The sequence below is a fragment of the Pseudomonas sp. PB3P13 genome (genome assembly GCF_054897735.1).
The window spans coordinates 5174073-5200351 of the sequence record NZ_CM142702.1 but is presented as its reverse complement, the minus strand read 5'-3'; the positions used below and the strand labels follow the sequence as shown (position 1 = coordinate 5200351).

Annotated in this window: 23 protein-coding genes; 15 read left to right on the top strand and 8 right to left on the bottom strand. The window is 58.5% G+C overall.

Going from position 1 to position 26279, the window contains the following annotated elements:
• Window positions 1–32 precede the first annotated feature (32 nt).
• On the top strand, window positions 33–911 hold the full coding sequence (locus tag ACYZT1_RS23995; RefSeq protein ID WP_462019312.1) for an ABC transporter permease subunit: 879 nt from the start codon (window positions 33–35) through the stop codon (window positions 909–911).
• Window positions 911–1801 (top strand): ABC transporter permease subunit, encoded by an 891-nt coding sequence (locus ACYZT1_RS23990; protein ID WP_462017001.1) that lies wholly within the window; start codon window positions 911–913, stop codon window positions 1799–1801. Before ACYZT1_RS23995 ends, ACYZT1_RS23990 begins: the two co-directional genes overlap by 1 nt.
• Before the next feature lie 399 nt (window positions 1802–2200).
• On the opposite strand, the gene ACYZT1_RS23985 is transcribed toward ACYZT1_RS23990, so the two are convergent.
• Window positions 2201–4612: a penicillin acylase family protein gene (locus ACYZT1_RS23985; protein ID WP_462017000.1), complete on the bottom strand. Its 2412-nt coding sequence runs from the start codon at window positions 4610–4612 to the stop codon at window positions 2201–2203.
• An 83-nt stretch (window positions 4613–4695) separates the two neighbouring features.
• A complete protein-coding gene (locus tag ACYZT1_RS23980; protein WP_462016999.1) occupies window positions 4696–5307 on the bottom strand; it encodes a DUF6436 domain-containing protein in 612 nt (203 codons plus the stop codon).
• A gap of 97 nt (window positions 5308–5404) precedes the next feature.
• Between ACYZT1_RS23980 and bipL the strand changes: the two genes are divergently transcribed.
• The gene (gene bipL, locus ACYZT1_RS23975) at window positions 5405–6358 is read left to right on the top strand and encodes a phospholipase BipL (RefSeq protein WP_462016998.1); all 954 of its coding nucleotides are present in this window, start codon (window positions 5405–5407) and stop codon (window positions 6356–6358) included.
• A 33-nt stretch (window positions 6359–6391) separates the two neighbouring features.
• Here the strand turns inward: bipL and ACYZT1_RS23970 are convergent, their stop codons facing one another.
• Window positions 6392–7129, bottom strand: a complete 738-nt coding sequence (locus ACYZT1_RS23970; RefSeq protein ID WP_462016997.1) for a DUF2059 domain-containing protein — start codon at window positions 7127–7129, stop codon at window positions 6392–6394.
• Window positions 7130–7237: 108 nt separating this feature from the next.
• Here ACYZT1_RS23970 and ACYZT1_RS23965 point away from each other — a divergent pair, with 108 nt between their 5' ends.
• On the top strand, window positions 7238–7870 hold the full coding sequence (locus ACYZT1_RS23965; protein WP_462016996.1) for a 2OG-Fe(II) oxygenase: 633 nt from the start codon (window positions 7238–7240) through the stop codon (window positions 7868–7870).
• Between the two features lie 2 nt (window positions 7871–7872).
• Window positions 7873–8373: a 2-thiouracil desulfurase family protein gene (locus ACYZT1_RS23960; RefSeq protein WP_462016995.1), complete on the top strand. Its 501-nt coding sequence runs from the start codon at window positions 7873–7875 to the stop codon at window positions 8371–8373.
• A 101-nt stretch (window positions 8374–8474) separates the two neighbouring features.
• Here the strand turns inward: ACYZT1_RS23960 and ACYZT1_RS23955 are convergent, their stop codons facing one another.
• Window positions 8475–9062, bottom strand: coding sequence for a transporter substrate-binding domain-containing protein (locus ACYZT1_RS23955; protein ID WP_462016994.1), 588 nt, complete (start codon window positions 9060–9062; stop codon window positions 8475–8477).
• A 134-nt stretch (window positions 9063–9196) separates the two neighbouring features.
• Between ACYZT1_RS23955 and ACYZT1_RS23950 the strand changes: the two genes are divergently transcribed.
• Together ACYZT1_RS23950 and ACYZT1_RS23945 are read left to right on the top strand one after the other, a co-directional pair.
• A complete protein-coding gene (locus tag ACYZT1_RS23950; RefSeq protein ID WP_462016993.1) occupies window positions 9197–9622 on the top strand; it encodes a DUF4399 domain-containing protein in 426 nt (141 codons plus the stop codon).
• 454 nt (window positions 9623–10076) lie between these two features.
• Window positions 10077–11846 carry an S-type pyocin domain-containing protein gene (locus ACYZT1_RS23945; protein WP_462016992.1) on the top strand — a complete coding sequence of 590 codons (1770 nt, stop codon included), beginning with the start codon at window positions 10077–10079 and terminating at the stop codon, window positions 11844–11846.
• Between the two features lie 528 nt (window positions 11847–12374).
• Here the strand turns inward: ACYZT1_RS23945 and serA are convergent.
• The gene (serA, locus tag ACYZT1_RS23940) at window positions 12375–13604 is read right to left on the bottom strand and encodes a phosphoglycerate dehydrogenase (RefSeq protein ID WP_028623688.1); all 1230 of its coding nucleotides are present in this window, start codon (window positions 13602–13604) and stop codon (window positions 12375–12377) included.
• Window positions 13605–13837: 233 nt separating this feature from the next.
• Here serA and ACYZT1_RS23935 point away from each other — a divergent pair, with 233 nt between their 5' ends.
• The 4 genes from ACYZT1_RS23935 (at window position 13838) to ACYZT1_RS23920 (ending at window position 18036) form a co-directional block, all read left to right on the top strand.
• Window positions 13838–15232 carry an FAD-binding oxidoreductase gene (locus ACYZT1_RS23935; RefSeq protein WP_462019311.1) on the top strand — a complete coding sequence of 465 codons (1395 nt, stop codon included), beginning with the start codon at window positions 13838–13840 and terminating at the stop codon, window positions 15230–15232.
• Window positions 15233–15269: 37 nt separating this feature from the next.
• Window positions 15270–15935 carry a fumarylacetoacetate hydrolase family protein gene (locus ACYZT1_RS23930; RefSeq protein ID WP_462016991.1) on the top strand — a complete coding sequence of 222 codons (666 nt, stop codon included), beginning with the start codon at window positions 15270–15272 and terminating at the stop codon, window positions 15933–15935.
• A gap of 137 nt (window positions 15936–16072) precedes the next feature.
• Window positions 16073–17002, top strand: coding sequence for an SdiA-regulated domain-containing protein (locus ACYZT1_RS23925; RefSeq protein WP_462016990.1), 930 nt, complete (start codon window positions 16073–16075; stop codon window positions 17000–17002).
• Window positions 17003–17118: 116 nt separating this feature from the next.
• Entirely contained in the window at window positions 17119–18036 is a 918-nt protein-coding gene (locus tag ACYZT1_RS23920; protein ID WP_462016989.1) for an SdiA-regulated domain-containing protein, read from the top strand.
• A gap of 60 nt (window positions 18037–18096) precedes the next feature.
• On the opposite strand, the gene rpiA is transcribed toward ACYZT1_RS23920, so the two are convergent.
• The gene (gene rpiA / locus ACYZT1_RS23915) at window positions 18097–18771 is read right to left on the bottom strand and encodes a ribose-5-phosphate isomerase RpiA (RefSeq protein WP_462016988.1); all 675 of its coding nucleotides are present in this window, start codon (window positions 18769–18771) and stop codon (window positions 18097–18099) included.
• Between the two features lie 315 nt (window positions 18772–19086).
• Between rpiA and ilvA the strand changes: the two genes are divergently transcribed.
• Together ilvA and ACYZT1_RS23905 are read left to right on the top strand one after the other, a co-directional pair.
• Window positions 19087–20601, top strand: coding sequence for a threonine ammonia-lyase, biosynthetic (ilvA, locus tag ACYZT1_RS23910; protein ID WP_462016987.1), 1515 nt, complete (start codon window positions 19087–19089; stop codon window positions 20599–20601).
• A gap of 39 nt (window positions 20602–20640) precedes the next feature.
• Window positions 20641–21066: a DUF2269 domain-containing protein gene (locus ACYZT1_RS23905; protein ID WP_462016986.1), complete on the top strand. Its 426-nt coding sequence runs from the start codon at window positions 20641–20643 to the stop codon at window positions 21064–21066.
• Between the two features lie 134 nt (window positions 21067–21200).
• Here ACYZT1_RS23905 and ACYZT1_RS23900 read toward each other — a convergent pair.
• Window positions 21201–22576 (bottom strand): IS3 family transposase gene (locus tag ACYZT1_RS23900; protein WP_462016840.1). Its coding sequence is split into 2 segments (ribosomal slippage): window positions 21201–22103 and window positions 22106–22576, totalling 1374 coding nucleotides; the frame shifts between segments, so codons are not numbered across the junction.
• Window positions 22577–22670: 94 nt separating this feature from the next.
• Complete coding sequence (locus tag ACYZT1_RS23895) at window positions 22671–23327, bottom strand: histidinol-phosphatase (protein ID WP_462016985.1); 657 nt, start codon at window positions 23325–23327, stop codon at window positions 22671–22673.
• A gap of 143 nt (window positions 23328–23470) precedes the next feature.
• Here ACYZT1_RS23895 and ACYZT1_RS23890 point away from each other — a divergent pair, with 143 nt between their 5' ends.
• On the top strand, window positions 23471–23950 hold the full coding sequence (locus ACYZT1_RS23890; RefSeq protein WP_007945562.1) for an RNA pyrophosphohydrolase: 480 nt from the start codon (window positions 23471–23473) through the stop codon (window positions 23948–23950).
• Window positions 23951–23972: 22 nt separating this feature from the next.
• The gene (gene ptsP / locus ACYZT1_RS23885; protein ID WP_462016984.1) at window positions 23973–26252 is read left to right on the top strand and encodes a phosphoenolpyruvate--protein phosphotransferase; all 2280 of its coding nucleotides are present in this window, start codon (window positions 23973–23975) and stop codon (window positions 26250–26252) included.
• The last annotated feature ends 27 nt before the right edge of the window (window positions 26253–26279 follow it).

Below are 26279 nucleotides of genomic sequence, written 5' to 3'. Positions count from 1 at the left end.
TGCGCAAGTTCAAACGCCGCCTCAACCGAATAATTCCCGGTGGCCGTCAGCTGGTCATCGGGGTTCCATTCATCTGGCTGTTCCTGTTCTTCATGCTGCCGTTCTTCATCGTGTTGAAGATCAGCTTCGCTGAAGCCGACGTCGCTATTCCGCCGTACACCGAAATCTACACGTTCGCCGAGCAAAAATTGCAGTTGCTGCTGAACCTGGGCAACTACGCGATGCTGGCCGGCGACGAGTTGTACATCGCCGCCTATCTCGGCTCGCTGAAGATGGCGCTGATCAGCACCGTGCTCTGCCTGCTGATCGGTTACCCGATGGCCTACGCCATCGCCAGCGCGCGCAAAGAGATGCAGACGGTGCTGGTGCTGCTGATCATGATGCCGACCTGGACCGCGATTCTGATTCGCGTCTACGCGTGGATGGGCATCCTCAGTAACAATGGCTTGCTCAATGGTTTTTTGATGACCATGGGCTGGATCGACGAGCCGCTGCAAATCCTCAATACCAACCTGGCGGTTTATATCGGGGTTGTTTATTCCTACCTGCCGTTCATGATCCTGCCGCTTTACGCCAACCTGGTGAAGCACGACAACAGTTTGCTGGAAGCCGCGTCCGACCTGGGTTCAAGTACTTTCAACAGCTTCTGGAAGATCACCATTCCACTGTCCAAGAACGGCATCATCGCCGGCTGCATGCTGGTGTTCATTCCGGTTGTGGGTGAGTTTGTGATTCCGGAACTGCTCGGCGGCCCGGAAACGTTGATGATCGGTAAAGTGCTGTGGCAGGAATTCTTCAATAACCGTGACTGGCCGGTGGCATCTGCCCTGGCGGTGGTGATGCTGGCGATCCTGATCGTGCCGATCATTCTGTTCAACCGTAGCCAGGCCAAAGAAATGGAGGGCAAGTAATGAAGCGCTTCCGTTTCTCGAGTTTCATGCTGGTCGTGGGTTTGCTGTTCATTTACGCGCCGATGCTGATCCTGGTGATCTACTCGTTCAACGCCTCGAAACTGGTGACGGTGTGGGGCGGCTGGTCGATCAAGTGGTACGTCGGCTTGATGGACAACTCGCAACTGATGGGCTCGGTGCTGCGTTCGCTGGAGATCGCCTGCTACACGGCGGTGGCGGCGGTGGCGCTGGGCACGCTGGCGGCCTTCGTGCTGACGCGCATCAGCCACTTCAAGGGGCGCACGCTGTTCGGTGGCCTGGTCACGGCACCGCTGGTGATGCCGGAAGTGATCACCGGTCTGTCGCTGTTGCTGCTGTTCGTGGCGATGGCGCAGATGATCGGTTGGCCGCAGGAGCGTGGCATCGTCACCATCTGGATCGCTCACACGACGTTCTGTTCGGCGTACGTGGCGGTGGTGGTGTCGGCGCGTTTGCGCGAGCTGGACCTGTCCATCGAAGAGGCGGCGATGGACCTCGGCGCACGGCCGTGGAAGGTGTTTTTCCTGATCACCATTCCGATGATCGCGCCGTCGCTGGGTGCGGGCGCCATGATGTCGTTCGCGCTGTCGCTGGATGATCTGGTGCTGGCGAGCTTCGTTTCGGGGCCGGGCTCGACCACCTTGCCGATGGAAGTGTTCTCGGCGGTGCGTCTGGGCGTGAAGCCCGAGATCAACGCCGTGGCCAGCCTGATTCTGCTGGCGGTGTCGCTGATGACGTTTTTGGTGTGGTTCTTCAGCCGCCGTGCCGAAGAAGCGCGCAAGCGTGCGATTCAGCAAGCGATCGAAGAAAGCGCCGCCGATTCGTGGAAGCAGCCGGATGTGCGTCGGGCGCCAGCGCCGCAAGCCGGTTGAGCCATCAGGTTGATCACAAATCTGTGGTCAACCTGGCCCCTGTGGCAGCGAGCTTGCTCGCGAAAGCGGACGATTTTGTGGCCAGAGGTTTGTTGCGGCCAAGAGGCTTATTGTGGCGAGGGGGCTTGCCCCCGTTGGAGTGCGCAGTACTCCCATGCTTGCGGGGCCGCTGGGCAGCCCAACGGGGGCAAGCCCCCTCGCCACGATAAGCCCCTCGCCAAAACACCTTCCCTCACCACAGGCAAGCTTGAAACCCGGACGGGGTGATGCCTTGCTCCAACGGTTGGCGCTCAATGCCCATCGGCATTTCAGCGAAGCGTTGGAGGCGTACGACTTGTTGCTGGTGGCCGGGCGGCGATCCGACTTGCCCGCGAAAGCGCCCGTCCGGCCAACAGAAATCTATTGCCCTGACCTCGTTGGCAGCAGCTTCAACGTACTACGCGTATTGGCCGTGACTTCTTCATCATTGAGATACGCCTGGAAATACACCCCTTCGATATACGCCTCGGCCTGATCCTCATAGTGCTTGTCCAGCGGCACACCGCTCTGGCCCACCGGGTTGACGGTCAGGCTGTGCTCCGGGTCGGCGAAGTCGATCAGGCGGCGGGTCGAGGGGCCGTAAGTCACGGGCCACGGCGCCGGGCCGATTTTCGATGACAGATTGTTCGGCACTTCATGGCTGCCCGGCGCGGCGAACGGGCCGACGTTAAACACGCGGTCCAGCGGCTTCTGCTGACCCAGCGGATGGCCGTGCGTCAGTGTGTGCGCCTTGCCCCACTGCCATTGCCCGGCATCGCTACCCAGCGTGGTCCTGAGATGCGCAAGGCTCGCTTGCCATGCCCGCTTCACCGTATCGGCGCGCGTTTCCTTGTCGAGGGTGTTGCGGTTATCCCACCACGGCGAATCGGCATTCGCGGCAAGACGTGGCAGCGCAGCATCGATCACTCGGGTCGAGAGCAGCGTTTCGAAAAAGTCATTGCCCAGTTCGTCGTGCATCGTCGCGTCGGCCAGGTTGAACAGAAACTGGTTGAATAGCGTGGCGCTGGTGGAATCCAGCGGATAGTCGCCTTTCCACTTCGCCAGTTGCTCGATCATTTTCAGCTCGCCCGCGTCGCTCGTCGCTTCGCGCAACACCGACAACAACGGCGCGAGCAGGCGCGGACCGTAGCCGGTGGTGGTGCCCAGCTGCAGTTTTTTGCTCGTCTCCAGATCCCATTTGATGTTGTTGTCGCCGAGTTCGAGGTTGAGCTGCTGCCCCCGATCGGCCAGGTTGTAATAGCCCGGGATTTCGATGCCGGCCGGTGACACCGGTTGGAAGTTGGCCGAAACGATGTAGCCGCGCGCCGGGTTCTCTTCCTGCGGATTGGCGCTGAACGGGTAAAAACCTTCCTTGTCTGCCTCGCCGCTACCGCCATCGAGGATGAACCAGGGCCGCGCGCCCGCCGGACGCCTCGGCAGTTGCGCCGCCGCCCACCAGCCGATGTCGCCCTTGGCGTTGGCCCAAACGATGTTCAGGCCCGGCGCCTGAACCTTGGCAGCGGCACTGCGCGCCTTTGCCAGCGTGTCGGCGCGGTTGAGCTGGTAGAAACCTTCAAGGATCGGGTTCTCGCTTTCGAGGAAGCCCCACCACATGGCGATCGGCGTTTTACCGACGCCTTTGCCCAGGGCATCGTTGACGATCGGACCGTGCGGCGACTGGCGCAGCACCAGCGTCACCGGTGCCTGGCCCTTGACCGCGATCTGCTGCTCGCTGGTGACCATGTCCACCCAGTTGCCGCGATACCACACCTGATTCGGATTGTCCGGATTGACCTTCTCGGCGATCAGATCCAGATCATCGTTCTGGAACATGGTGATGCTCCAGCCGAATTGACTGTTCAAACCGAGGGATGCAAACGGCATCAACGCCTGGTAGTGCCCATAAAGATCAAAGCCCGGCGCCGAAAGCTGCGCTTCGTACCACACCGACGGCGCAGAAAAACGAATGTGCGGATCACCGGCCAGCAGCGGCTTGCCGCTTTTGGTGCGGCTGCCGGCGACCACCCAGGCGTTGCTGCCTTCGAACTGCGGCAGGCCGTTGTCGGCCAGCACCTGTTCGCTGAGGCGGGCGAGGGCGTTGAGGTCTTGCCAGTCGCTGCTGGAAAGCGCTGGAGCGGCGTTTTTGCGGTGATTGGCCAGCACGCCGTTAGGCTGCCAGTCGAGATCAAACACGTTCAGGTAGTCGCTGCCCAACTGATCGCGCACGTAGGTCAACAAGGGTTCGGTGCGAAACGCGGCGGCGAAGCTGTAAGCCATGTAGCCGGCGATGCTGATGGTGTCCTGCGCGGTAAACGGGCGCCTGGAAATACCCAGGGCATCGAATTCCGCAGGCTTGGGATGGTTGTCCTGATACTGGTTGATGCCATCGAGGTAGGCCTGCAGGGCGATGAAAGTCGGTGACTGCTTGTCCAGATTCACCAGGTAGGTTTCGGCCCGTTCGCGAATGCGCAGGCTGCGCATCAACTTGTCGCTGTCGAGCAGTTTCGGTCCCAGCACTTCGGCCAGCTCGCCACGGGCGAGACGGCGCAGAATTTCCATTTGAAACAGCCGGTCCTGAGCGTGCACATAGCCGAGGGCGCGGTACAGGTCCGGTTCGTTTTCAGCACGAATATGCGGCACGCCACGCTCGTCGTAGCGCACGGTGACCGACCCCTGCAGATGCTGCAACTCAACCATGCCCTGGCGTGTCGGCTGCTTGCTGTAGACGTACCAGCCGAGACCGGCGACGAGCACGACGATGAGCAGGATGAGTGCGGTCAGCAGACGCTTCATGAGAATTCCTTGTTCTTGTTATGAGTGGCAGCAGTTCCCCGGCGCCACTGTTTAACACGCCTTGTTGACTTGGCCCATCATCCTTAGGAGGGATTCGTATTGCCGGGTTTTTCCTGCTTCGCAGTTGTGGCGGGCCACGGGCAGTAGCACCCCACTGCCAACGTGTGCGTGGCATACACCGCGCGGCCTTCGTTCAAGGCCTGCAGGATCGGCTCGATAAAACTGTTACTGGAATTGCACGTGAGGCCCTCGCTGTATGGCCCGAAGTACGCCAGTTTGCCGCTGCGATCCCAGATCGCCACGGCAGGGCTGGCGGGTACCTGTTCCGTGCCGGGTAAAACCGTAATGTTTTTCAGATTCCCCAGCGTCTCGGGCAACTGTCCGTGGCTGCCCGGTTTTTGCACCGCGTAAAATTCCACACCTTGGGGCGCGTAGCGGGCGACCAGTTCGGTGAGGTGTTGTTGATTGCCGACATTGCATGGGCAGGCCGGATCCCAGAAGTGCACGAGGCGGATCGCGCCGGGGCCGGCGAGCTGATCGGGAAGGCGCAAGGGATCGCCGGAGAACACCGCCGTGTGGGAACTGAATGCGCGCAGGTAGCGCCCCTGAAACCAGTCGTACGCCGCCCACAACACGCCGGCGCACACGAGAGCGAGCAGGCAGGCAAGCAGTGTGGCGCGGTGTGGCGAACGCATGGGTTGGGGTCCTCGAAGATCGCCCAGCTTGCCATGCTTGCCGCGACAGATGAATATCGCAGGCCCATAAAGTCTGTTTCATGTTTTGGAATCATCCATGCCTGCCAACTTCGATCCTGATCTTCTGCGTGCCAGCCTTGGACCATTGGCCGAGTGGCAGCCGCTGTCGGAGCAAGCGCAGGCTTATCGGCGCTTCTACGGTGTGGATTTCCCCGGGCGCGAGTTGCGCAGCGGTCTGGGGCGCTTCGAGGTGAGGGGTTACGAAGTGGTCAGCCAGGTCTGGTGGCCCAAGCGGGCGAAGGCGACGCTGCTGTTGTTCCACGGTTTCTACGATCACACAGGGCTGTATCGGCATGTGATCGAGTGGGCGCTGGATCAGGGTTTTGCGGTGATTGCCTGCGACTTGCCCGGGCATGGACTGTCCAGCGGCGAGCGGGCGAGCATCGAGGATTTCGAAGAGTATCAAGACACGCTGCAAGGACTGTTTATCGAGGCGCAAGCGCTGGATTTGCCGAAGCCGTGGCATCTATGCGGGCAAAGCACCGGTGGAGCGATCGTGATTGATCACGTGTTGAATGTGGGCGCGGACAGCCCGGCACAAGGTCAGGTCATCCTCTTGTCGCCGTTGGTGCGGCCGCGCGCCTGGGGCTGGTCGCAACTCAGTTATTACGTGCTCAAGCCTTTCGTCAAAGGCATCGCCCGACGCTTCAGCGAGAATTCCAACGATCCGGATTTTCTGCCATTCCTGCAGGCCGATCCGTTACAGCCGCGGCGCTTGCCGACCGCGTGGGTTGGCGCGCTGGCACGCTGGATCAAGCGTATAGAAGGTGCACCGGTCAGCACTCGACGTCCGCTGATTGTGCAGGGGCAGGCCGATATGACGGTGGACTGGCAGCACAATCTGGCTGTCTTGAACGCCAAGTTCGATCGACCGCAGGTTTTCATGCTGCCGCAGGGGCGGCATCATTTGGCGAACGAGACGTTGGCGATGCGGCAGGAGTATTTCGGGTTTTTGAGCAAGCGGATCAATGGCCGGGATCCGCAGCGATAGCGATCTGCCCGGCGCAAGATGACCGATCTGGACTCAAGGATTCTGCCCCACCGCCAACCCCGCCCGAATCGCCGCCAGCGCTGCCTGATAATAAGCCTTGCCCTCAGCGGACTCGGCAAATGTCGCGAACTCTTCCAGTTCGTTGTCCGACAGGTCGCGGTAAACGTAAAGCAGCGTATTGTTCAAATCACTGCCGATCTGGTCCATCAAACGCTGGCGCTGCCCATTCAACATGCCTTGCGCCTGTCCACCCCCCAGCAAGCCGGGGATCATCGAACTGAGGCTGTCGGCGGCAACACCGGCAATGGCCAGACTGACTTCCGCACCCGCCTCACGGGCGGGCAGCGCCTGGGCCAGGTGGCCGATGATCAGTTGGCGGTTATCGCTGACTTGCATCTTCGGCAGGCCCTTGGCGTTTTTTGCCAATTGATCGCGCCGGGTCGCCAGCAATTCTGCAGCGACGATTTTCCTGCCCAAGGGCGACTGAAAAAACGCCAGTGCCGGTTGCGGATCGGCTAGGGTCTTGCGCAGTTGCGCTTCGGCTCGCTGGTCCACGGCTTGCGGGGCAAAGCGCTTGTTGCTGTTGTTCACCAGTGCTTGAAACACCGCCGGCGGCAAGCTGTTCTGATAGCGTTGCTGGGCCGCCGACAGGGCGTCATTGAAATGCGCGCGCTGTTCCGGCCAACCGGCGACCTTGTACAACTGGTCGTGGCCGTCTGCCCAGGCGGGCATTACGCAGAACATCAGCAGTGAGAAAAGCAAACGGCGCATAGGGACTCCTGTCAGCAGGCGACTATTCTCCGTGCGGCATACAGACTTGTCGAGAATTCGTATCAAAGCGCTGCACGGCTCTGTCGGATTTTCGGGCACAGGAATACTATGCGCGCCATGCAAATACCCTCTGATCACCCGCTGCTGTTACGTATCGTCGATGACCTGGCCGAACAGGGCTGGTCGCAGCAGAATATCTTCCTGCCTCTGGATCTGACCCGAGCGTTGGCGGCCGAGTGCCGTAAACGTGCAGCCGAGGGTGAACTGGCCCCGGCTGCCGTGGGGCGCGGGCCGACGTCAGAAATTCGCGAGGGCATTCGCGGTGATCACATTCAGTGGATCGAGCCGGGTCAAGCGTGGCCGTGCGACAGCTATCTGCAGTTGATGAACAGCCTGCGCGAGGCGATGAATCGCGGCTTGTACCTGGGTCTCGAGGACTTCGAGAGCCATTTTGCGATGTACCCGCCCGGGGCCTTTTATCTCAAGCACCTTGACCGTTTTCGCGATGACGACCGTCGCATGGTCTCGGCCGTGGTCTACCTCAATGACGCCTGGTTGCCCGAGCACGGTGGTCAGTTGCGCATGTACCTCAAGGAAGGTGCGCAATACGATGTGGTGCCGACCGGCGGATGCCTGGTGGTGTTCCTGTCGGGCGAAGTGCCCCACGAAGTTCTACCTGCAACGCGTGATCGCCTGTCGTTGACCGGTTGGTTTCGGCGTCGCGGCAACGAGCCCTTCTGATCATGCAGAAAATTCTGGTAAGCCGCTGTTTGCTGGGTCACCGCGTGCGTTACGACGGCGGGGCCAACGGGCCGTTTGAGGTGCTTGAGCAGTGGCTCGATGAGGGTCGCGTGGTGCCGCTGTGTCCGGAAGTGGCTGGCGGTTTGCCGACACCGCGTGCGGCGGCGGAGATCCCGGGCGGGCAGGGTGGCGAAGTGCTGGATGGACAGGCCGCGGTGATCACGACCGATGGCGAGAATGTCAGTGCGCAGTTTCTGAGCGGTGCTTATCAGGCGCTGGCGTTGGTGCGCGAGCACGGCATTAGGGTTGCGGTGTTGAAGGCCAACAGCCCGTCGTGCGGGAATTTGTTGACCTACGACGGGACGTTCAGCGGGGTGAAAGTGCCGGGAGAAGGTGTGACGGCGGCGCTACTCAGGCGCCACGGCGTGCAGGTTTTCAGTGAGCTGGAATTGTCCGAAGCCGCTGTCGCCCTGCAAATCCAAACCCCACCCAATACCCTGTAGTAGCCGGCTTGCCGGCGATAGCGCAGTAACAGTCGATGCGAGTGTTGAATGTTAAATCGCAATCGCCAGCAAGCCGGCTACTACAGTTGATCGCGTAAGGTTCAAGGTTTCGGGTTTGCGGTTGAATCCGCCTTCAACCACTTTTGCTCCAGCGCCGCCAGCCGCCCATCCGCCTTGATCCGCTGCAACGCGTTCTCCAGGCTGGCGTGGAACGCCGGGTTACCTTTCTGAAACGGAATCGCCAGGCTCACTTTCGGCTCGGCTTTCGGCGCCGCTTCCTGCAACGCCTGCACCAGCACCATCGGCCGAGGTTGTTCTTCCTTCTGGGCAAGCAATTGCCCATCGGCAATCGCGTAGGGTTCGCTGAAGTCGAAACGATCCTTGAGATCCGGGGTCATTGCTATGTGGTTGATGGCGACGTCGTACTTGCCGCTTTCGACGCCGGCCAGCAGATCGTTGGCATCGGTGACGACAAAGTCGGCGCGCACATCCAGTTCACTGGCCAGCATCTGACCCAGTTCGACTTCAAAACCTGCGAGTTTGCCGTCGTCCTTGTAATTGAAGGGCGGTGTATTAGCCTCAAGGGCAATGCGCAGTTCGCCGCGGTCGTTGATGTCGTCGATCAGTTCGGCATGAGCCACCGGGCTCAGAAGGGGTAGCAGGCAGATCAGGCCAGGCAGAAAGCGCATGGTCACTCCTTTGAATTCATTATCGCGAGGCTCAGGATCAGGCTCGCTTTGCTATGGTTATGCGTGCCTTCGACAACGAATGGTCATGAAGTTGTCATGCCCAAGCGGATTTTACGGAAAAACTGGAGAAGAAAATGAAAACCTTTATGTCACGAGCAGCTTTTGCTGGCCTGTTGCTGAGTGCTTCGATGCTGGCGACGGCGGCGACGCCCGCTCCAAAAGGGGCAGAAGCGTTCATTGTTTCCCCTGAAGATGGCGCCACCGTGCCGCAAGAGTTCAAGGTCAAGTTCGGTGTGAAGGACATTTCGTTGGCCCCGGCGGGCGATACCACCAAGCACACCGGCCACCATCATTTGCTGATCGATGTCAAAGATCTGCCTGCCGCCGGCGCGCCGATCCCGACCGACGCCAACCACATGCATTTCGGCAAGGCGCAAACCGAGGCCACCATCAAACTGGCGCCGGGCAAACATACATTGCAGCTCGAACTGGGCGACGCCGGCCACATGCCGTTCGATCCGCCGATCGTGTCGGAGAAGATCACTGTTAACGTGAAATAAAAAACGGGAGCCCCGAGGGGCGATTCGATCAGTTAAGCAGACTCACCGTGAAAGCCTGGCTGATCAGGCCGGGCTTTCGCGGCGTAGCGGTGAAGCAACTGCGTCAGGCGATGGTGTCGCCTTGAAATCAATCCGAACCAACAGCAGCAACAGCGCGTTTTTCAAGCAGGCGAGCAGCGACACCTTCAGCCACAGGGCTTTCCATCAGACGATTCGAACTACCTTCAGCGACTACAGGCTGAGCAGAAGTTACGTCTGGTGAGCGTCATGATGTGATGCCCCTTCAGTAAAGCCACATAACCGACTTTTAGTGTGGAAATTAGTCGGTGTTGAATTTACTCCATTTGATCACGGCATATGCAGTAAACATTTTGCTGTTGATAGGCTGCCGTTGATGCGGCATAACTTAGTTGTTTGTATCAAATGGAACTTACATTACTGCAAGGAATGCAGCATGCAAAAATCTATCGATTCTCCTCCGCCTCTGGAATCGTCGGAGGCTCAGCTAAACGCACCAGGGGAATATCCAGTATTTCCATCGAATTTTGAATACGCTCTAAATTGGGACGGAGCGATTCCGACGGTTACTGTGGCCCACCGCATTGAAACTATCAATGCAGAACCCGATCCATGGTCATTATTGGTGGCTATAGCACTTTCGGTGCAAGATCAGATAGGAAGTGTATATGCAAATAGCATGGCGGGTGTGCGAGATGAAGTAGAACGGCGCATAAATTCAGTTGTTGTTACCCATCCATTCAATAAGCTGGAAGTTGCTTTAAAAAAGAAAGCGACTATTGTCGAGCTCCTGCAGCGAGTGGAATCGAATGGGAGCTGGTATGAAGCGCGTAGGTTTTTTGGCATTGACGCATTGTCTTTGGACAGTATGGACATTGCCGAGCTATTCGCGGCCTATGTAGATTCGGCAGAGCACGAGTATGAACGCCGAAGCTATTACGACGGTTTTCTGCTGTCTCTGACAGCCGCTTACGTTAAACGAATTCTTGTCGAGGCTGTTTCCATATTAGAGGAAGCCTCTCCAGCTATAGATGATGACATCCATTCTGCCTTGGCTAGGGGTGAAACTGCCTACAGCTTCAATCTAACGCTTAGTCAGTCCGCACAGATGGTAACTGTGGCGGGTGCCGCTACTATCCAAAACGTACCAGGCTGGACCTTTGAGGCAGCAATCCGTAAAAGCAGTCTGTTGTTGGCGGGTTTGGGAGAGGCACTTCTCAGTCGAGCGACGGCGATTGGGATCGGCGCTTTGCTCTACTCACCCACTCTGGGTAACGGCGAGCGTTATCCTCAAACGGTTCTTAAACTGTCGGGTAGCACGGTCTTGCCACATGCACCGTCTAACCTGAATGAAATCGCCGCTGTCGAAGGAACTATTGACCTTCCCTATCGGATTTTTGGTGACCTTGGCCAATACACACTGGTTGCAACACCGGCGGGAGGGAGCATTTCGCCAGCGGTGCCGGTTCGGGCGCTGGAGTTTGACCAGAAAACTAACAGTTACAGTTTCACCTCCGCTGACACACCGCCCATCACCCTCAGTTTTCCAATTATTCACTGGGAAGGCAGTTCAACCACTTCACCTGCTCGACCAGTGCAAGTGCCGCATTACACTGGCGTTGAATTGTTGCCACTGCTCGTGCAGCCCAGTCCACTGCCCGCCTTCGAGTCACCAGACTTCAGGGATTGCATTTACTGCTTTCCAATCAACAGCGGCCTGCCGCCGATTTATGTTGTTTTCAATAGCCCTTACGAAGGGGCTACCACTAGAGGAAAGTACAGCGGTCGATTTTTCAATCCTGCCAAAGCTGGGGGCCCAATCCTGGATCTGGATTGGACGAGTGCCTCCGTGACTCAAGCGGGGATTGACCTTGTCAAGTTACATATGGGCCGCTTCGACCCTTCGGATGCCAATGCCATCATGGTTGGTCGCCTGGAAAAAATCCTGCGGGGTGAATTGATAATTTCGGCTATCGACAAACGTTTCTATACTCATGAACTTAGAGAGCTTGAACGATTCAGAACATTAGGTGTGGCAGACGGCGTAAGGCCAGATGATGACGGTGCCACTTGGAATAACACTCACGCCGCAACACTAGAAGACTATAAATTGACAGATAGTTCCGCCTTGCTCTACACCCCTGAAGCTTTAGAGGCTGATAAGAAGCAATCGGACAGAGAGTACAAACAACTGGGAGGAATGTGATAATGAGTGTTATAGGAAAAGCTGTTCTCAACGAGAGGCCCGAGGAGGTAATTCTTTTTCTTACCAAGAATGAATTAGGTATCTCTTTTCCTCGGCTCGATCGTCTGTACAACCAAGCTAATTGGGTGCATGTGGGGGATAATATGGGGCTGTTGCGAATCGTGTGGGAAATGTGCGACGAGGGCTTTATAGAATCTAATGGGACTGGAATCGTCAGGGGAATTAACTGGAGAGAGCCCGCGTTCATGTTAGATGGGAAATACACTTTTGATTGACATTGCCAAGCGTCCGTCAACTTTCGGGGCGATAAGCAATATCTGTTGCTACGGGGATGTCCGATTCTCTGGTGCTAATGCGAATCTGTCCAGTCCAGAGACAAGGTTACAATTTTTTCTGTGTTAAACAAATTAGCATACAGTGGACGCTTGGTGTAATGCCAGTCAGTTAGGCTGACTGGCATTTATGTGGGCAGTCTGAGTGCCTGCGAGTCCACGCGTTGTTTGCTAGCAGAGCTGGCTTAATCAGCGATCAGAACAACACCCGGCAACGAATGGTGCCATTGATGTGCTGCAGCTTCTCCTGGGCGATTTCCGAATAATCGGCATCCACGTCGATCACGACATAGCCGACTTTCTCGTTGGTCTGCAGGAACTGACCGGAAATGTTGATGCCGTTTTCGGCGAAGACCTTGTTGATCTCGCTCATCACGCCAGGGATGTTCTCGTGGATGTGCAGCAGACGGTGCTTGCCAGGGTGAGCCGGCAGGGCAACTTCCGGGAAGTTGACCGACGATACCGAGGTGCCGTTGTCGCTGTACTTGACCAGTTTTTCCGCCACTTCCAGACCAATGTTGGCCTGCGCTTCAGCCGTTGAACCGCCGATGTGCGGGGTCAGGATCACGTTGTCCAGGCCACGCAGCGGGCTTTCGAACTCTTCGTCGTTGGAGCGTGGCTCCACAGGGAACACGTCGATGGCCGCGCCGATCAGGTGCTTGTCCTTGATCGCGTCCGCCAGCGCTTGCAGCTCAACCACGGTGCCGCGAGCGGCGTTGATCAGGATGCCGCCCTTCTTGATGGCGCGGATTTCCTTCTCACCGATCATCCACTGAGTCGCCGCGGTTTCCGGCACGTGCAGGGTGACGATGTCGGACATGCCCAGCAGCTCGTGCAGATTATTGACCTGGGTGGCGTTACCCAGTGGCAGCTTGGTCACGGTGTCGTAGAAATACACCTGCATGCCCAGGCCTTCGGCCAACACCGACAGTTGGGTGCCGATCGAGCCGTAACCAACGATACCCAGCTTCTTGCCGCGAATTTCGAAGGAATTGGCTGCGCTCTTGATCCAGCCGCCACGGTGGCAGGAAGCGTTTTTCTCAGGGATGCCGCGCAGCAACAGGATCGCTTCGGCCAGTACCAGCTCGGCCACGGAGCGGGTGTTGGAGTACGGTGCGTTGAACACCGCGATCCCGCGTTCGCGCGCTGCGTTGAGGTCGACCTGGTTGGTGCCGATGCAGAAGCAGCCGACCGCCACGAGTTTCTTCGCGTGATCGAAGATCTCTTCGGTCAGCTGAGTGCGGGAACGAATGCCGATGAAGTGAGCGTCAGCAATCTTTTCCTTCAGCTGGGCTTCCGGCAGAGAACCGGTGAGGTACTCGATGCTGGTGTAGCCAGCCGACTTGAGGACGTCGACAGCCGATTGGTGGACGCCTTCAAGAAGAAGGAACTTGATCTTGCTCTTATCGAGAGAAGTCTTGCTCATCTGCGTAAACCTGTATCCCGGAGAAAAATGGCAGGGAAGGGAGCTAGGTGCCCTGCCTTACACGAGGCAGGGCACAGGAGCTGACCCGCACGGCAACAAAGCCGTCACCGCGGAATAGCCTTTGGGCGCTATCCTGCGGGGTCGATATGCTAGCATAGGCGCCCCGCTAAACACTCATTCCTGCGACGTGAAGCGTTCTCAGGATGACCATGAATTGTTCGAGAGTTCTGTCGATGACCGATCCTGCGCTGATTGATGAGCTGAAGACCCTGGTTGAGCCTGGCAAGGTACTGACCGACGCCGACTCCCTCAATGCTTACGGCAAGGACTGGACCAAGCATTTCGCCCCGGCCCCGACGGCCATCGTGTTTCCCAAGACCACCGAGCAGGTCCAGGCCATTGTCCTGTGGGCCAATAAACACAAGGTGGCCCTGGTTCCTTCCGGTGGGCGCACGGGTCTTTCGGCAGCTGCCGTGGCGGCGAACGGCGAAGTGGTGGTGTCCTTCGACTATATGAACCAGATTCTCGAGGTCAACCTGACTGACCGCACCGCGGTGTGTCAGCCAGGCGTGGTCACCGAACAGCTGCAGAATGTCGCCGAAGAGAAAGGCCTGTACTACCCGGTGGACTTCGCATCGGCAGGTTCCAGCCAAATTGGCGGCAACATCGGCACCAATGCCGGCGGGATCAAGGTGATTCGCTACGGCATGACGCGCAACTGGGTGGCCGGCATGAAAGTCGTCACCGGCAAGGGCGATGTGCTCGAACTCAATCGCGACCTTATAAAGAACGCCACCGGTTACGACATGCGTCAGCTGTTCATTGGCGCTGAAGGGACGCTCGGTTTCGTGGTGGAAGCGACCATGCGCCTGGACCGAGCCCCGAAAAACCTCACTGCGATGGTCCTCGGTACCGCGGATTTCGACGCGATCATGCCGGTGCTGCACGCTTTCCAGAGCAAGCTCGACCTGACCGCTTTCGAATTCTTCTCCGACAAGGCCTTGGCCAAGGTCATGGGGCGTGGTGACGTACCGCTGCCGTTCGAGACCGATTGCCCGTTCTACGCGCTGCTGGAATTTGAGGCGACCACCGAAGAAGTAGCCAATCATGCGCTGGAAACCTTCGAACACTGCGTCGAGCAGGGCTGGGTGATGGACGGCGTCATGAGCCAGAGCGAAACGCAGTTGCAGAACCTGTGGAAGCTGCGCGAGTACATCTCCGAAACCATTTCCCACTGGACGCCCTACAAAAACGACATCTCGGTCACCGTGTCGAAAGTCCCGGCGTTCCTGAAAGAGATCGATGCGATCGTAGGCGAACATTACCCGGATTTCGAAATCGTCTGGTTCGGTCACATCGGCGACGGCAACCTGCATCTGAACATCCTCAAGCCGGAAAACCTCGGCAAAGACGAGTTCTTCGCCAAGTGTGCAACCGTCAACAAGTGGGTGTTTGAAACAGTCGAGAAATACAACGGTTCGATTTCTGCCGAACACGGCGTGGGCATGACCAAGCGTGATTACTTGACCTACAGTCGCTCGCCGGTTGAGATCGAGTACATGAAAGCCGTCAAAGCGGTGTTCGATCCGAACGGCATCATGAACCCGGGCAAAATTTTCGCTGTTTGATTTTTTGAACCAAGTGCAACGAATCAGGAGTCGGTCAATGAGCTATCAGCACCAGTATGTCGACGGTACCCGTATTCACTTCCCGCTGGGGAAAGTGGTGTGCATCGGCCGCAACTACGCCGAGCACGCCAAGGAGCTGGACAACCCGGTGCCTACCGAGCCGCTGCTGTTCATCAAACCGGGGAGCTGCGTGGTGCCACTGGAAGGTGGTTTCAGCATTCCCACCGATCGCGGCTCGGTGCATTACGAAGCGGAAATCGCGGTGCTGATTGGCAAGCCGTTGTCCACCAAACCGAGTCGCGAGGAAGTGCTCGATGCCATTTCCGGTTTTGCTCCGGCGCTGGACCTGACCTTGCGCGACAAGCAGGCCGAGCTGAAGTCCAAGGGTTTGCCGTGGGAAATCGCCAAGTCGTTCGACGGCGCTGCGGTCATCGCGCCATTCGTTTCGGGCAGCCATTTTGCCGATCTGACCGACATTGGCATTCGCCTGACCATCAACGGCGAAGTGCGCCAGGACGGCAATAGCAGCGCGATGCTCAATCCTGTCGTGCCGATGATCCAGCACATGGCGGGTTGCTTCTCGCTGCAGGCCGGCGATGTGATTCTGACAGGTACGCCGGTGGGTGTCGGTCCGCTGAATGTCGGTGACGAACTGGTGATCGAATTGCCGGGGGCCAGCAGCTTCAACAGCAGCGTCCGCTAGTTCACCGCAAGCCCCTGCAGGAGGCAGCTTGCTGGCGATCGCGGCGGTACATTCAACATAAATGTTGCATGTGATTGCCTCATCGCCACCAAGCCGGCTCCTGCAACCCAAAGCCTGAATTCCTGGAACGTTCCTCGATGCCCACCCAACCACCTGCAAAATTTGAAACCGCCCGCCGCCCGCGCTTTTTCATGCGCTGGTATGCCTGGCTTGCGCTGATCGTCGCCGCTGCGTATGGCCTGGCCTTCGCGATGCATTGGGACGACCGTGGTGTGTTGTGGTTGATGGAACGTTTCGAAAGCCCGGCGGAGCGTCAGGAAAGTATCTGGCTGCCCAATTACAAGGCGGTCATCGACGCGAAAGTGCTGCCGGGTATGGAAGAGGACGAAGCGTCCGACATCGCTTACAACCGGCAAACCAAAACCCTGTTCTCGGTGATGGGCAAGAATCCTTTTCTGGTCGAGCTGACACTGCAGGGCGATGTGTTGCGCAAAATACCGTTGGTGGGCTGGAGCAATCCGGAAGGACTGACGGTCATGGCCAATGGTCTGCTGGCTATTGTTGACGAGCGCAAGCACGTCTTGTCCATCGTCAAGGTCGACGCCGATACCCGCGAGCTGAACATCGCCAGCTTCCCTGCATACGACCTGGGGCCTTCCGAAAATCAAAACAAGGCTTTTGAAGCGATTGCCTGGGACCCGGGACATCAGCGGATCCTGCTGGGCAACGAGCGTCCTCCGGCATTGTTCACCTGGCAAAGCGATGGCAGCCAGACGCTGACCGGCGACAAGCAGAAGCTTGCCAGCAACCAACTGGATATCCGCAACCTCTCGGCGCTGGCCATCGACCCGCGCACCGGCCACAAGCTGGTGTTGTCTGCCGATTCGCACCTGCTGCTGGAGCTCGACGAGACGGGCAAGCAGGTCAGTTTCATGACCTTGCTCGGCGGTTTCAACGGTTTGAGAGACACCATTCCGCGCGCTGAAGGCGTGACCGTGGACGAGGCCGGCACGCTGTATATCGTGAGCGAACCGAACCTGTTCTACCGTTTCGAAAAGCAGCACTGATCGACTGACGAGTAGGAATTCTTACGCCGGGCTGTAGGTCAAGGCTAATGGCCTTTAAGTTTCAATTCAGACTGCCGTGGTATTTCATCCACCCGTCCTGTTTCCGAGCCCATTTAATGCGCCGACTTGCCCGTCCCAAACCCTTGATCCTGATGTTCGGGATAATCGCCCTGATCACGCTGATTGCGCTTGGCCAGTTCATGCGCCTGTTCGAGCGCGCCTGGTTCAATGTGCAAACGTTCTGGCAGGTGGAAAACGCCCAGTCCATCGCTCTTGATCGCTATCAGGTCATGGTCGAGGCGCGCGTCATCGATGGGCTTAACGATAATGTCTCTGCGCTGACCTACGATCCCGTGCGCAAAAGTCTGTTTACCGTGACCAACAAAGATTCCGAGCTGGTTGAGCTGTCGCTGGAAGGCCAGATTATCCGGCGCATCTCGCTGGTCGGTTTCGGCGATCCGGAAGCCGTGGAATTCATCAGCGAAGATACTTACGTGATCACCGATGAACACCAGCAACGGCTGATCAAGATTCGTCTGGACGAAGACACCGCGTTCCTCGACGCAGCGGATGCGGAGCAGATAACGCTGGGTGTGCATATGAACGGCAATAAAGGCTTTGAAGGGCTGGCGTACGATTCGGTGGGCAAGCGTCTTTTTGTCGCCAAGGAACGCGACCCAATGCTGATTTATGAAATTCAGGGTTTTCCTTATTACGATCCGGAAAAGTCTTATGCGGTGCACGTAGTGAATAACCCGAAGCGCGATGCCGGGCTGTTCGTGCGGGACCTCTCCAGCCTGCAATTCGATGAGCGCAGCGGGCATCTGCTGGCGCTGTCCGATGAGTCGCGGCTGATTCTGGAGCTGGACGTGGACGGGCGGCCGCTGAGCACCCTGTCGTTGAACAAGGGGCGTCAGGGATTGCAAAAATCTGTGCCACAAGCGGAAGGCATCGCCATGGACGACGACGGAACGATATATGTGGTGAGCGAGCCAAACCTGTTTTACGTGTTCAAGAAACCTGCACAGCTTTAACGCGTTAGCGTCTACCTTGCAGGAGTTGGCAAGCCAGCTCCTGCAAGGGATGTGTACGGCTTATTTTGTGCGCAGGGTCTTCACACCTTCACTGGTCCCCAGCAACAACACGTCTGCCGGACGCGCTGCGAACAGGCCATTGGTGACCACGCCGACGATGGCGTTGATCCGCGTTTCCAGCTCCACCGGATGGGTAATCTGCAGGTTGAACACATCCAGAATGATGTTGCCGTTGTCCGTCAGCACGCCTTCACGGTAAACCGGGTCGCCGCCCAGTTTCACCAGCTCACGGGCGACATGGCTGCGGGCCATCGGGATCACTTCCACCGGCAGCGGGAACGCGCCGAGGACCGGAACCAGTTTGCTGGCGTCGGCGATGCAGATGAAGGTCCTGGCGACAGCCGCGACGATCTTCTCGCGGGTCAGGGCAGCGCCGCCGCCCTTGATCAGGTTCAGGTGCTCATCGCTTTCATCGGCGCCGTCGACGTAGAACTCAAGGTCGCTGACGGTGTTCAGCTCGTACACCGGAATGCCGTGACCTTTCAGGCGCGCGGCAGTCGCTTCGGAGCTGGCGACCGCGCCGTCGAACGCACCCTTGTGCTGCGCCAGGGCATCGATGAAGCAGTTGGCGGTGGAGCCGGTGCCGACCCCGATGATGCTCTTGTCATCGAGTTTCGGGAGGATGAAGTCGACGGCGGCCTGAGCCACTGCCTGTTTGAGTTGATCCTGGTTCATGCGGGCTCCGAAAGCGGGCAGGGGGACGGAAAGGCCGGCATTATAGGCTTTGCGATAGTGCAGGGGGAAACACCCTGTGGTGAGGGGGCTTGCCCCCGTTGGAGTGCGAAGCGCTCCCCTGCATTCTTCCTGACACACCGCATGAATAGGTTTTACGACTGCTACGCAGCCGAACGGGGTGGTGCGGCATTCCGACAAGCCCCCTCGCCACAGGGATTGTGGGTAACTTTAAAACCCCCGGTTTAGTGTGGTCGCCCAACCAAAAGCCGGGTTAGACTCCTTGGCCCTGCCCAACCCGCTCAGTGATGCTTTCCGATGCTCGAACAGTACGTCAAAAAGATCCTCACCTCGCGCGTTTATGACGTTGCCGTAGAAACCCCGTTGCAGACTGCTCGCCAGCTCTCCGAGCGGTTGGGCAACAGCATTTGGCTCAAGCGTGAAGACTTGCAGCCCGTGTTCTCGTTCAAGATTCGCGGCGCCTACAACAAGCTCACCCAGTTGAGCGACGAAGAGCGTGCCCGTGGCGTTGTCACTGCATCGGCCGGCAACCATGCGCAGGGGCTGGCCCTGGCGGCGAAAGTGCTGGGCGTGAAAGCGACCATCGTCATGCCCAAGACCACCCCGGAAATCAAAGTCGAAGGCGTGCGCTCACGCGGCGGCAAAGTGGTCCTGCACGGGGATTCGTTTCCCGAAGCGCTGGCCTACTCGCTGAAACTGGTCGACGAAAGGGGCTATGTCTACATTCACCCTTACGACGATCCGCACACCATTGCCGGGCAGGGCACGGTGGCCATGGAGATTCTCCGCCAGCACCCGGGGCGGCTGGACGCAATCTTCGTTCCGGTGGGCGGCGGCGGGCTGATCGCCGGCATCGCCGCTTACGTGAAATACCTGCGCCCGGAGATCAAGATCATCGGCGTCGAGCCGGACGATTCCAACTGCCTGCAGATGGCCATGGCGGCCGGCGAGCGTGTGGTGTTACCAACGGTGGGTATCTTCGCCGACGGCGTTGCAGTGGCACAGATTGGTCAACACACCTTTGAAATCTGCAAAGACCACGTCGATGAAGTGATCACCGTCAGCACCGATGAAATCTGCGCGGCCATCAAGGATATCTACGACGATACCCGCTCGATCACTGAACCTGCCGGCGCACTCGGCGTTGCAGGCATCAAGAAATACGTCGAGCGGCACGGGATCGCCGGCCACACCTTCGTGGCGATCGATTCCGGCGCCAACGTCAACTTCGACCGCTTGCGCCATGTCGCTGAACGCGCCGAGCTGGGCGAGGGCCGCGAAGCCATTATCGCGGTGACCATCCCGGAGAAACCGGGCAGCTTCAAGGCATTCTGCGAAGCCATCGGCAAACGCCAGATCACTGAATTCAACTACCGTTACAACACCGGCAGCGAGGCGCACATTTTCGTTGGCGTGCAGACGCATCCGGACAACGATCCGCGCAGTGCATTGCTCGCCAGTCTGACCGGGCAGGGTTTTCCGGTGCTCGACCTGACCGACAACGAATTGGCCAAGTTGCACATCCGGCACATGGTCGGCGGGCGTGCGGCGCATGTCGTCGATGAAGTGGTGCTGCGTTTCGAATTCCCGGAGCGTCCGGGCGCATTGTTCAATTTCCTCAACAAACTCGGCGGGCGCTGGAATATCTCGATGTTCCATTACCGCAATCACGGCGCGGCGGACGGTCGCGTGGTGGCGGGCTTGCAGGTGCCTCACGACGAGCGTCATCTGGTTCCTGCAGCCCTTGAGGAAATTGGCTACCCGTACTGGGATGAAAGCGACAACCCGGCCTATCAGCTGTTTCTCGGCTGAAAGGCTACGCTGATGGGCACGCCATAAGGATATCGAACCATGGAAACGTTAACTGCCCTGAAAATGGCACACACCGCGGCGACGGCAATCATGTTTGGCTGTGCGCTGGCGCTGGGGATATGGGTTTGGCAAGCACGGCGCAGGGGCGATGCGACTGCTGCGGCACGCACGCTGCAGCGTCCGCGGCTGTTCGCCTGGCTGTTGATGGGCATTGCCTTGCTGAGCATGCCATTCACCGGTTGGTGGATGGTGCACCTGGTGGGCTGGCCGTTGGGGCAGACGTGGTTGCTGGCCTCGAGCGTACTTTACGCGGTGGCGGCATTGGGCTGGTTCTGGCTGTTGGTGCGGCTGAACAAGTTGCGCAAGGCGTCGGGAGGGAACGGCAAGTTTACTTTTGCCCTCGCACTGATCAGCTTCGTCTGTTTTGTCGCCATTGCCGGATTGATGGGCGCCAAACCGGTGTAGGAGCGAGCTTGCTCGCGAGGAACCTGAGTGCGCCGTGGCCATTCAGGCAGCCCTCGTCATCGTTAACGACCATCGCGAGCAAGCTCGCTCCTACAGGGCACTGAAGTGCGCCCCAAAACCTGGACACCGGTTGGCTAAGCTATCGCGAACTGCGCCCTGTACGCTACAGGGCTCAGTCCGCCCAGTTTCATCTTGATTCGATCATGGTTGTAGTAACGGATGTATTCATCCAGCCCGGCTTGCAACTGGGCCACGCTGTCGAAGCGCTCGCGGTAGAAATATTCAGACTTCAATGTGCCAAAAAAGCTCTCCATCGTCGCGTTGTCCAGGCAGTTTCCCTTGCGCGACATGCTTTGTTCCAGGCCCGCTTTTTCCAGGCGTTCCCGGTAATCCGGGTAGCGGTAGTGCCAGCCTTGATCGGAGTGCAGCAGGGGCTTGACAGTCTCAGGTAGCCGCTCCAGAGCTTTCTCCAGCATGTCACCCACCAAGGTATAGCGAGGCCGGGTGGCGGTCTGATAAGCGACAATTTCGCCATTGTAGAGATCCAGCACCGGAGACAAGTACAACTTTTCACCCGCCACTTTGAACTCGGTGACATCCGTGACCCATTTCTGATTCGGCTGCCCGGCCTCGAAATCGCGAGCCAGCGTGTTGGGCGAGGCTTCGCCCATCAGCCCGCGGTATGAGCGGTATTTCTTCGGGCGCACCGTGCACTTGAGACCCAATTCGTCCATCAGCCTTCGCACCGTTTTACTGTTAACCCTCTGGCCGATGTTACGTAGCGCAGCAGTCATCCGACGATAGCCATAACGCCCCTTATGGGTGGCCTGGATGCTCTGGATAGCGGCTTTCAGTGAGGCGAACCGATCTCCACTCGCCATTGCCTTGGCTTGATAGTAGTAAGTGCTGCGTGGCAGGTCGGCGGCTTCAAGCAGCTCATCGAGCGCAAAATGCTCTCGCAACTCAGTAACTAGCGTGGTTTTTTGCCGACGGCTTTCGCCTGCTCCTGCCTTTTCTTCTCCTCCCTGAACTCTTTGAGCTTTTTTAGCCAGGCATTCTCCACCTGGAGCTTGCGAAGCTTGATCAGCAACTCTGCGTGCGAAAGGTCATCATCACTTGGCGATGTCGGGTCAGGAATCTTGTCAGGTGGCAGGGTCATGGCGGTGTTCAATCCTTTCCCTGCAGACAGGGCTTCGAAGCCGCCACTGTAATACCGCTGCTGCCATCTGCCCACCTGGCTTGAGTTGCCAAGATTGAAAAGGGCCGCCACGCGACGTAAAGACAGCTTGTCTCGCCACATGCGCTGTAGAACGCCGAGTTTGAACTCAGGGCTGTAGACCCTGTTGCGAACCTTCAGGCTGGCATCACCATGCAACCGGTAGGCCTCCACCCAGCGGCGAAGCAAGGTAGGGTCCATCTGGAATTGGGCTGCTATGAAGCGAAAACCTCTGCCTCGCTCGAGAAAAGCGGTGATAGCAGACAACTTGAATTGCGATGTGTACTGACTCATGAAAACACCCCAGAGATTGGATTGGATGTCCAACTTCTGGGGCGCACTTCACACCGCATTCCAATGTAGGAGTGAGCCTGCTCGCGAGGTTGTTTCAGTCGCGCAAAGTTATCACCGGCCAGCCACGCTTCCGGGCTTCAGCGCGCAGACTCGGGTCCGGATCCACCGCCACCGGATTCGCCACTTGTTCCAGCAACGGCAAATCATTCATCGAGTCACTGTAGAAATAGCTGTCCTCCAGCGAAAACCCGGTTTCTTCCAGCCAGCGATTCAGCCGCGTCACCTTGCCTTCACGAAAGCACGGGATGTCGGTGCTGCGCCCGCTGTAACGGCCATCCACCATTTCGCATTCGGTGGCGATCAGTGTTTCGACGCCCAGGCGCATGGCAATCGGCCCGGTCACGAAACGGTTGGTGGCGGTGATGATTACCAGTTTGTCACCGGCCTCACGGTGCCTGGCCAGCAGCTCAACGGCTTTTGGCAAGATTATCGGCTCGATGCAATCGCGCATGTAATCGCTGTGCCATAGATCAAGCGTGGCCATTTCGGTGCGGCCGAGCACTTCCAGGCAAAAATTCAGGTAGGCGGCGTTATCCAGCTTGCCGGCCAGGTAATCCTGATAAAACTCATCGTTGCGTGCCTTGTAGGCCACGGCGTCGAGGAAGCCGCGCTCGCACAGATAATCGCCCCAGGCGTGGTCACTGTCGCCGCCCAAAAGCGTGTTGTCCAAGTCGAATAAAGCCAGCCGCATTGCACTTACTCGCTGAAAAGTTTGTAGAAAGGCGTCCAGAATACGGACTTTTCACAAGAGTGCACATAAGGTAGGCCGCCTCGTTGCTGCCTTCACAACCTTTGTGGAACAATGCGACGACATGCGTTTGCGAGGTTGTTGCCGTGATCGACCCCGATGGTTTCCGCCCCAATGTCGGGATCATTCTCACGAATGATGCCGGACAGGTGCTATGGGCTCGCCGTATCAATCAGGATGCCTGGCAGTTTCCACAGGGAGGTATCAACCCCCAGGAGACGCCGGAAGACGCCTTGTATCGCGAGTTGAACGAAGAAGTCGGACTGGAGCGCGAGGATGTTGAAATACTCGCCTGCACCCGGGGCTGGTTGCGTTATCGTTTGCCGCAACGTCTGGTCCGCACGCACAGCCAACCGCTGTGCATCGGCCAGAAACAGAAATGGTTTCTCCTGCGCCTGATCTCCAACGAACAGCGGGTGCGGATGGATTTGACCGGTAAACCGGAGTTCGATGGCTGGCGCTGGGTCAGTTATTGGTATCCGTTGGGCCAGGTGGTGACATTCAAGCGCGAGGTGTATCGACGCGCTCTCAAAGAGCTTGCCCCGCGCCTTTTAACGCGCGACTGACGACGGAGTTCGACCCCGAGCCATGCTCAATACGCTGCGCAAGATCGTCCAGGAAGTTAACTCCGCCAAGGATCTCAAGGCGGCGTTGGGGATTATTGTGCTGCGCGTGAAAGAGGCGATGGGCAGTCAGGTCTGCTCGGTCTACCTGCTTGATCCCGAGACCAATCGCTTCGTGCTGATGGCCACCGAGGGCCTGAACAAGCGCTCGATCGGCAAGGTCAGCATGGCGCCGAACGAAGGTCTGGTTGGTCTGGTGGGCACGCGTGAAGAGCCTCTGAACCTGGAAAACGCCGCCGATCACCCGCGTTATCGTTACTTCGCCGAGACCGGGGAGGAGCGCTATGCGTCTTTCCTCGGGGCGCCGATCATCCACCACCGCCGCGTCGTCGGCGTGTTGGTCATTCAGCAAAAGGAACGCCGTCAGTTCGACGAAGGTGAAGAAGCCTTCCTCGTGACCATGAGCGCACAGCTCGCCGGGGTTATCGCCCACGCCGAGGCTACCGGCTCGATCCGCGGTCTGGGTCGTCAGGGCAAAGGCATTCAGGAGGCAAAGTTCGTCGGCGTACCGGGCTCGCCGGGTGCGGCGGTGGGTACTGCGGTGGTCATGTTGCCGCCGGCCGATCTGGACGTGGTGCCGGACAAAACCATCGCCGACATCACTGCGGAACTCGGGCTGTTCAAGACCGCCATCGAAGGCGTGCGCGCCGACATGCGCGCTCTGTCTGCCAAACTCGCGAACCAGTTGCGCCCGGAAGAACGCGCGCTGTTTGATGTCTACCTGATGATGCTCGACGATGCCTCGCTCGGCAGCGAAATCACCACGGTGATCAAGACCGGCCAGTGGGCGCAGGGCGCATTGCGTCAGGTGGTCACCGAACACGTCAACCGTTTCGAATTGATGGACGACGCCTACCTGCGTGAGCGCGCTTCCGACGTCAAGGACCTCGGCCGGCGCCTGCTTGCCTATTTGCAAGAAGAGCGTCAACAGACCCTGGTGTACCCGGACAACACCATTCTGATCAGTGAAGAACTGACGCCGGCGATGCTCGGCGAGGTGCCGGAAGGCAAGCTGGTCGGTCTGGTCTCGGTACTCGGCTCCGGCAACTCCCACGTGGCGATCCTGGCGCGCGCCATGGGCATCCCGACGGTGATGGGTCTGGTCGATCTGCCGTATTCGAAGGTCGATGGCATTCAGATGATCGTCGATGGCTACCACGGCGAGGTCTATACCAACCCCAGCGACGTGCTGCGCAAGCAGTTCGCCGAAGTGGTCGAGGAAGAAAAACAACTCTCCCTCGGGCTGGACGCGCTGCGCGATCTGCCGTGCGTGACCCTTGACGGCCACCGCATGCCGCTGTGGGTTAATACCGGCCTGCTGGCGGACGTGGCGCGCGCGCAAAAACGTGGAGCGGAAGGCGTGGGCCTGTACCGCACCGAAGTGCCGTTCATGATCAACCAGCGCTTCCCGAGTGAAAAAGAACAACTGGCGATCTACCGCGAGCAGCTCTCTGCGTTCCATCCGCAACCGGTGACCATGCGCAGCCTGGACATCGGTGGCGACAAGTCGCTGTCGTACTTCCCGATCAAGGAAGACAACCCGTTTCTCGGCTGGCGCGGCATTCGCGTGACCCTCGACCACCCGGAAATCTTTCTGGTGCAGACCCGCGCGATGCTCAAGGCCAGTGAAGGCCTGAACAATCTGCGGATTTTGCTGCCGATGATCTCCGGCACTCACGAACTCGAAGAAGCGCTGCACCTGATCCACCGGGCGTGGGGCGAGGTGCGCGATGAAGGCACTGACGTACCGATGCCGCCGATTGGCGTGATGATCGAGATTCCGGCGGCGGTGTATCAGACCAGGGAACTGGCGCGTCAGGTGGACTTTTTGTCAGTCGGTTCCAACGATTTGACGCAATACCTGCTGGCCGTTGACCGCAACAACCCAAGGGTCGCCGATCTTTACGATTACCTGCACCCGGCGGTCCTTCAGGCCTTGCAGAACGTTGTGCGCGACGCCCATGCCGAAGGCAAGCCGGTGAGTATCTGCGGGGAAATGGCCGGTGATCCGGCGGCGGCAGTGCTGTTGATGGCGATGGGTTTTGACAGCTTGTCGATGAACGCCACCAACCTGCCGAAGGTGAAGTGGATGCTGCGCCAGATCAATCTGAGCAAAGCCAGGGAATTGCTGGCGGAGCTGATGACCATCGACAATCCGCAAGTTATCCACAGCTCGCTGCAATTGGCGCTGAAGAATCTGGGTCTGGCGCGGATGATCAATCCGGCGTCGGCCAAGACTCTCTAAACCCTCATGGCCTCATCGCAGGCAAGC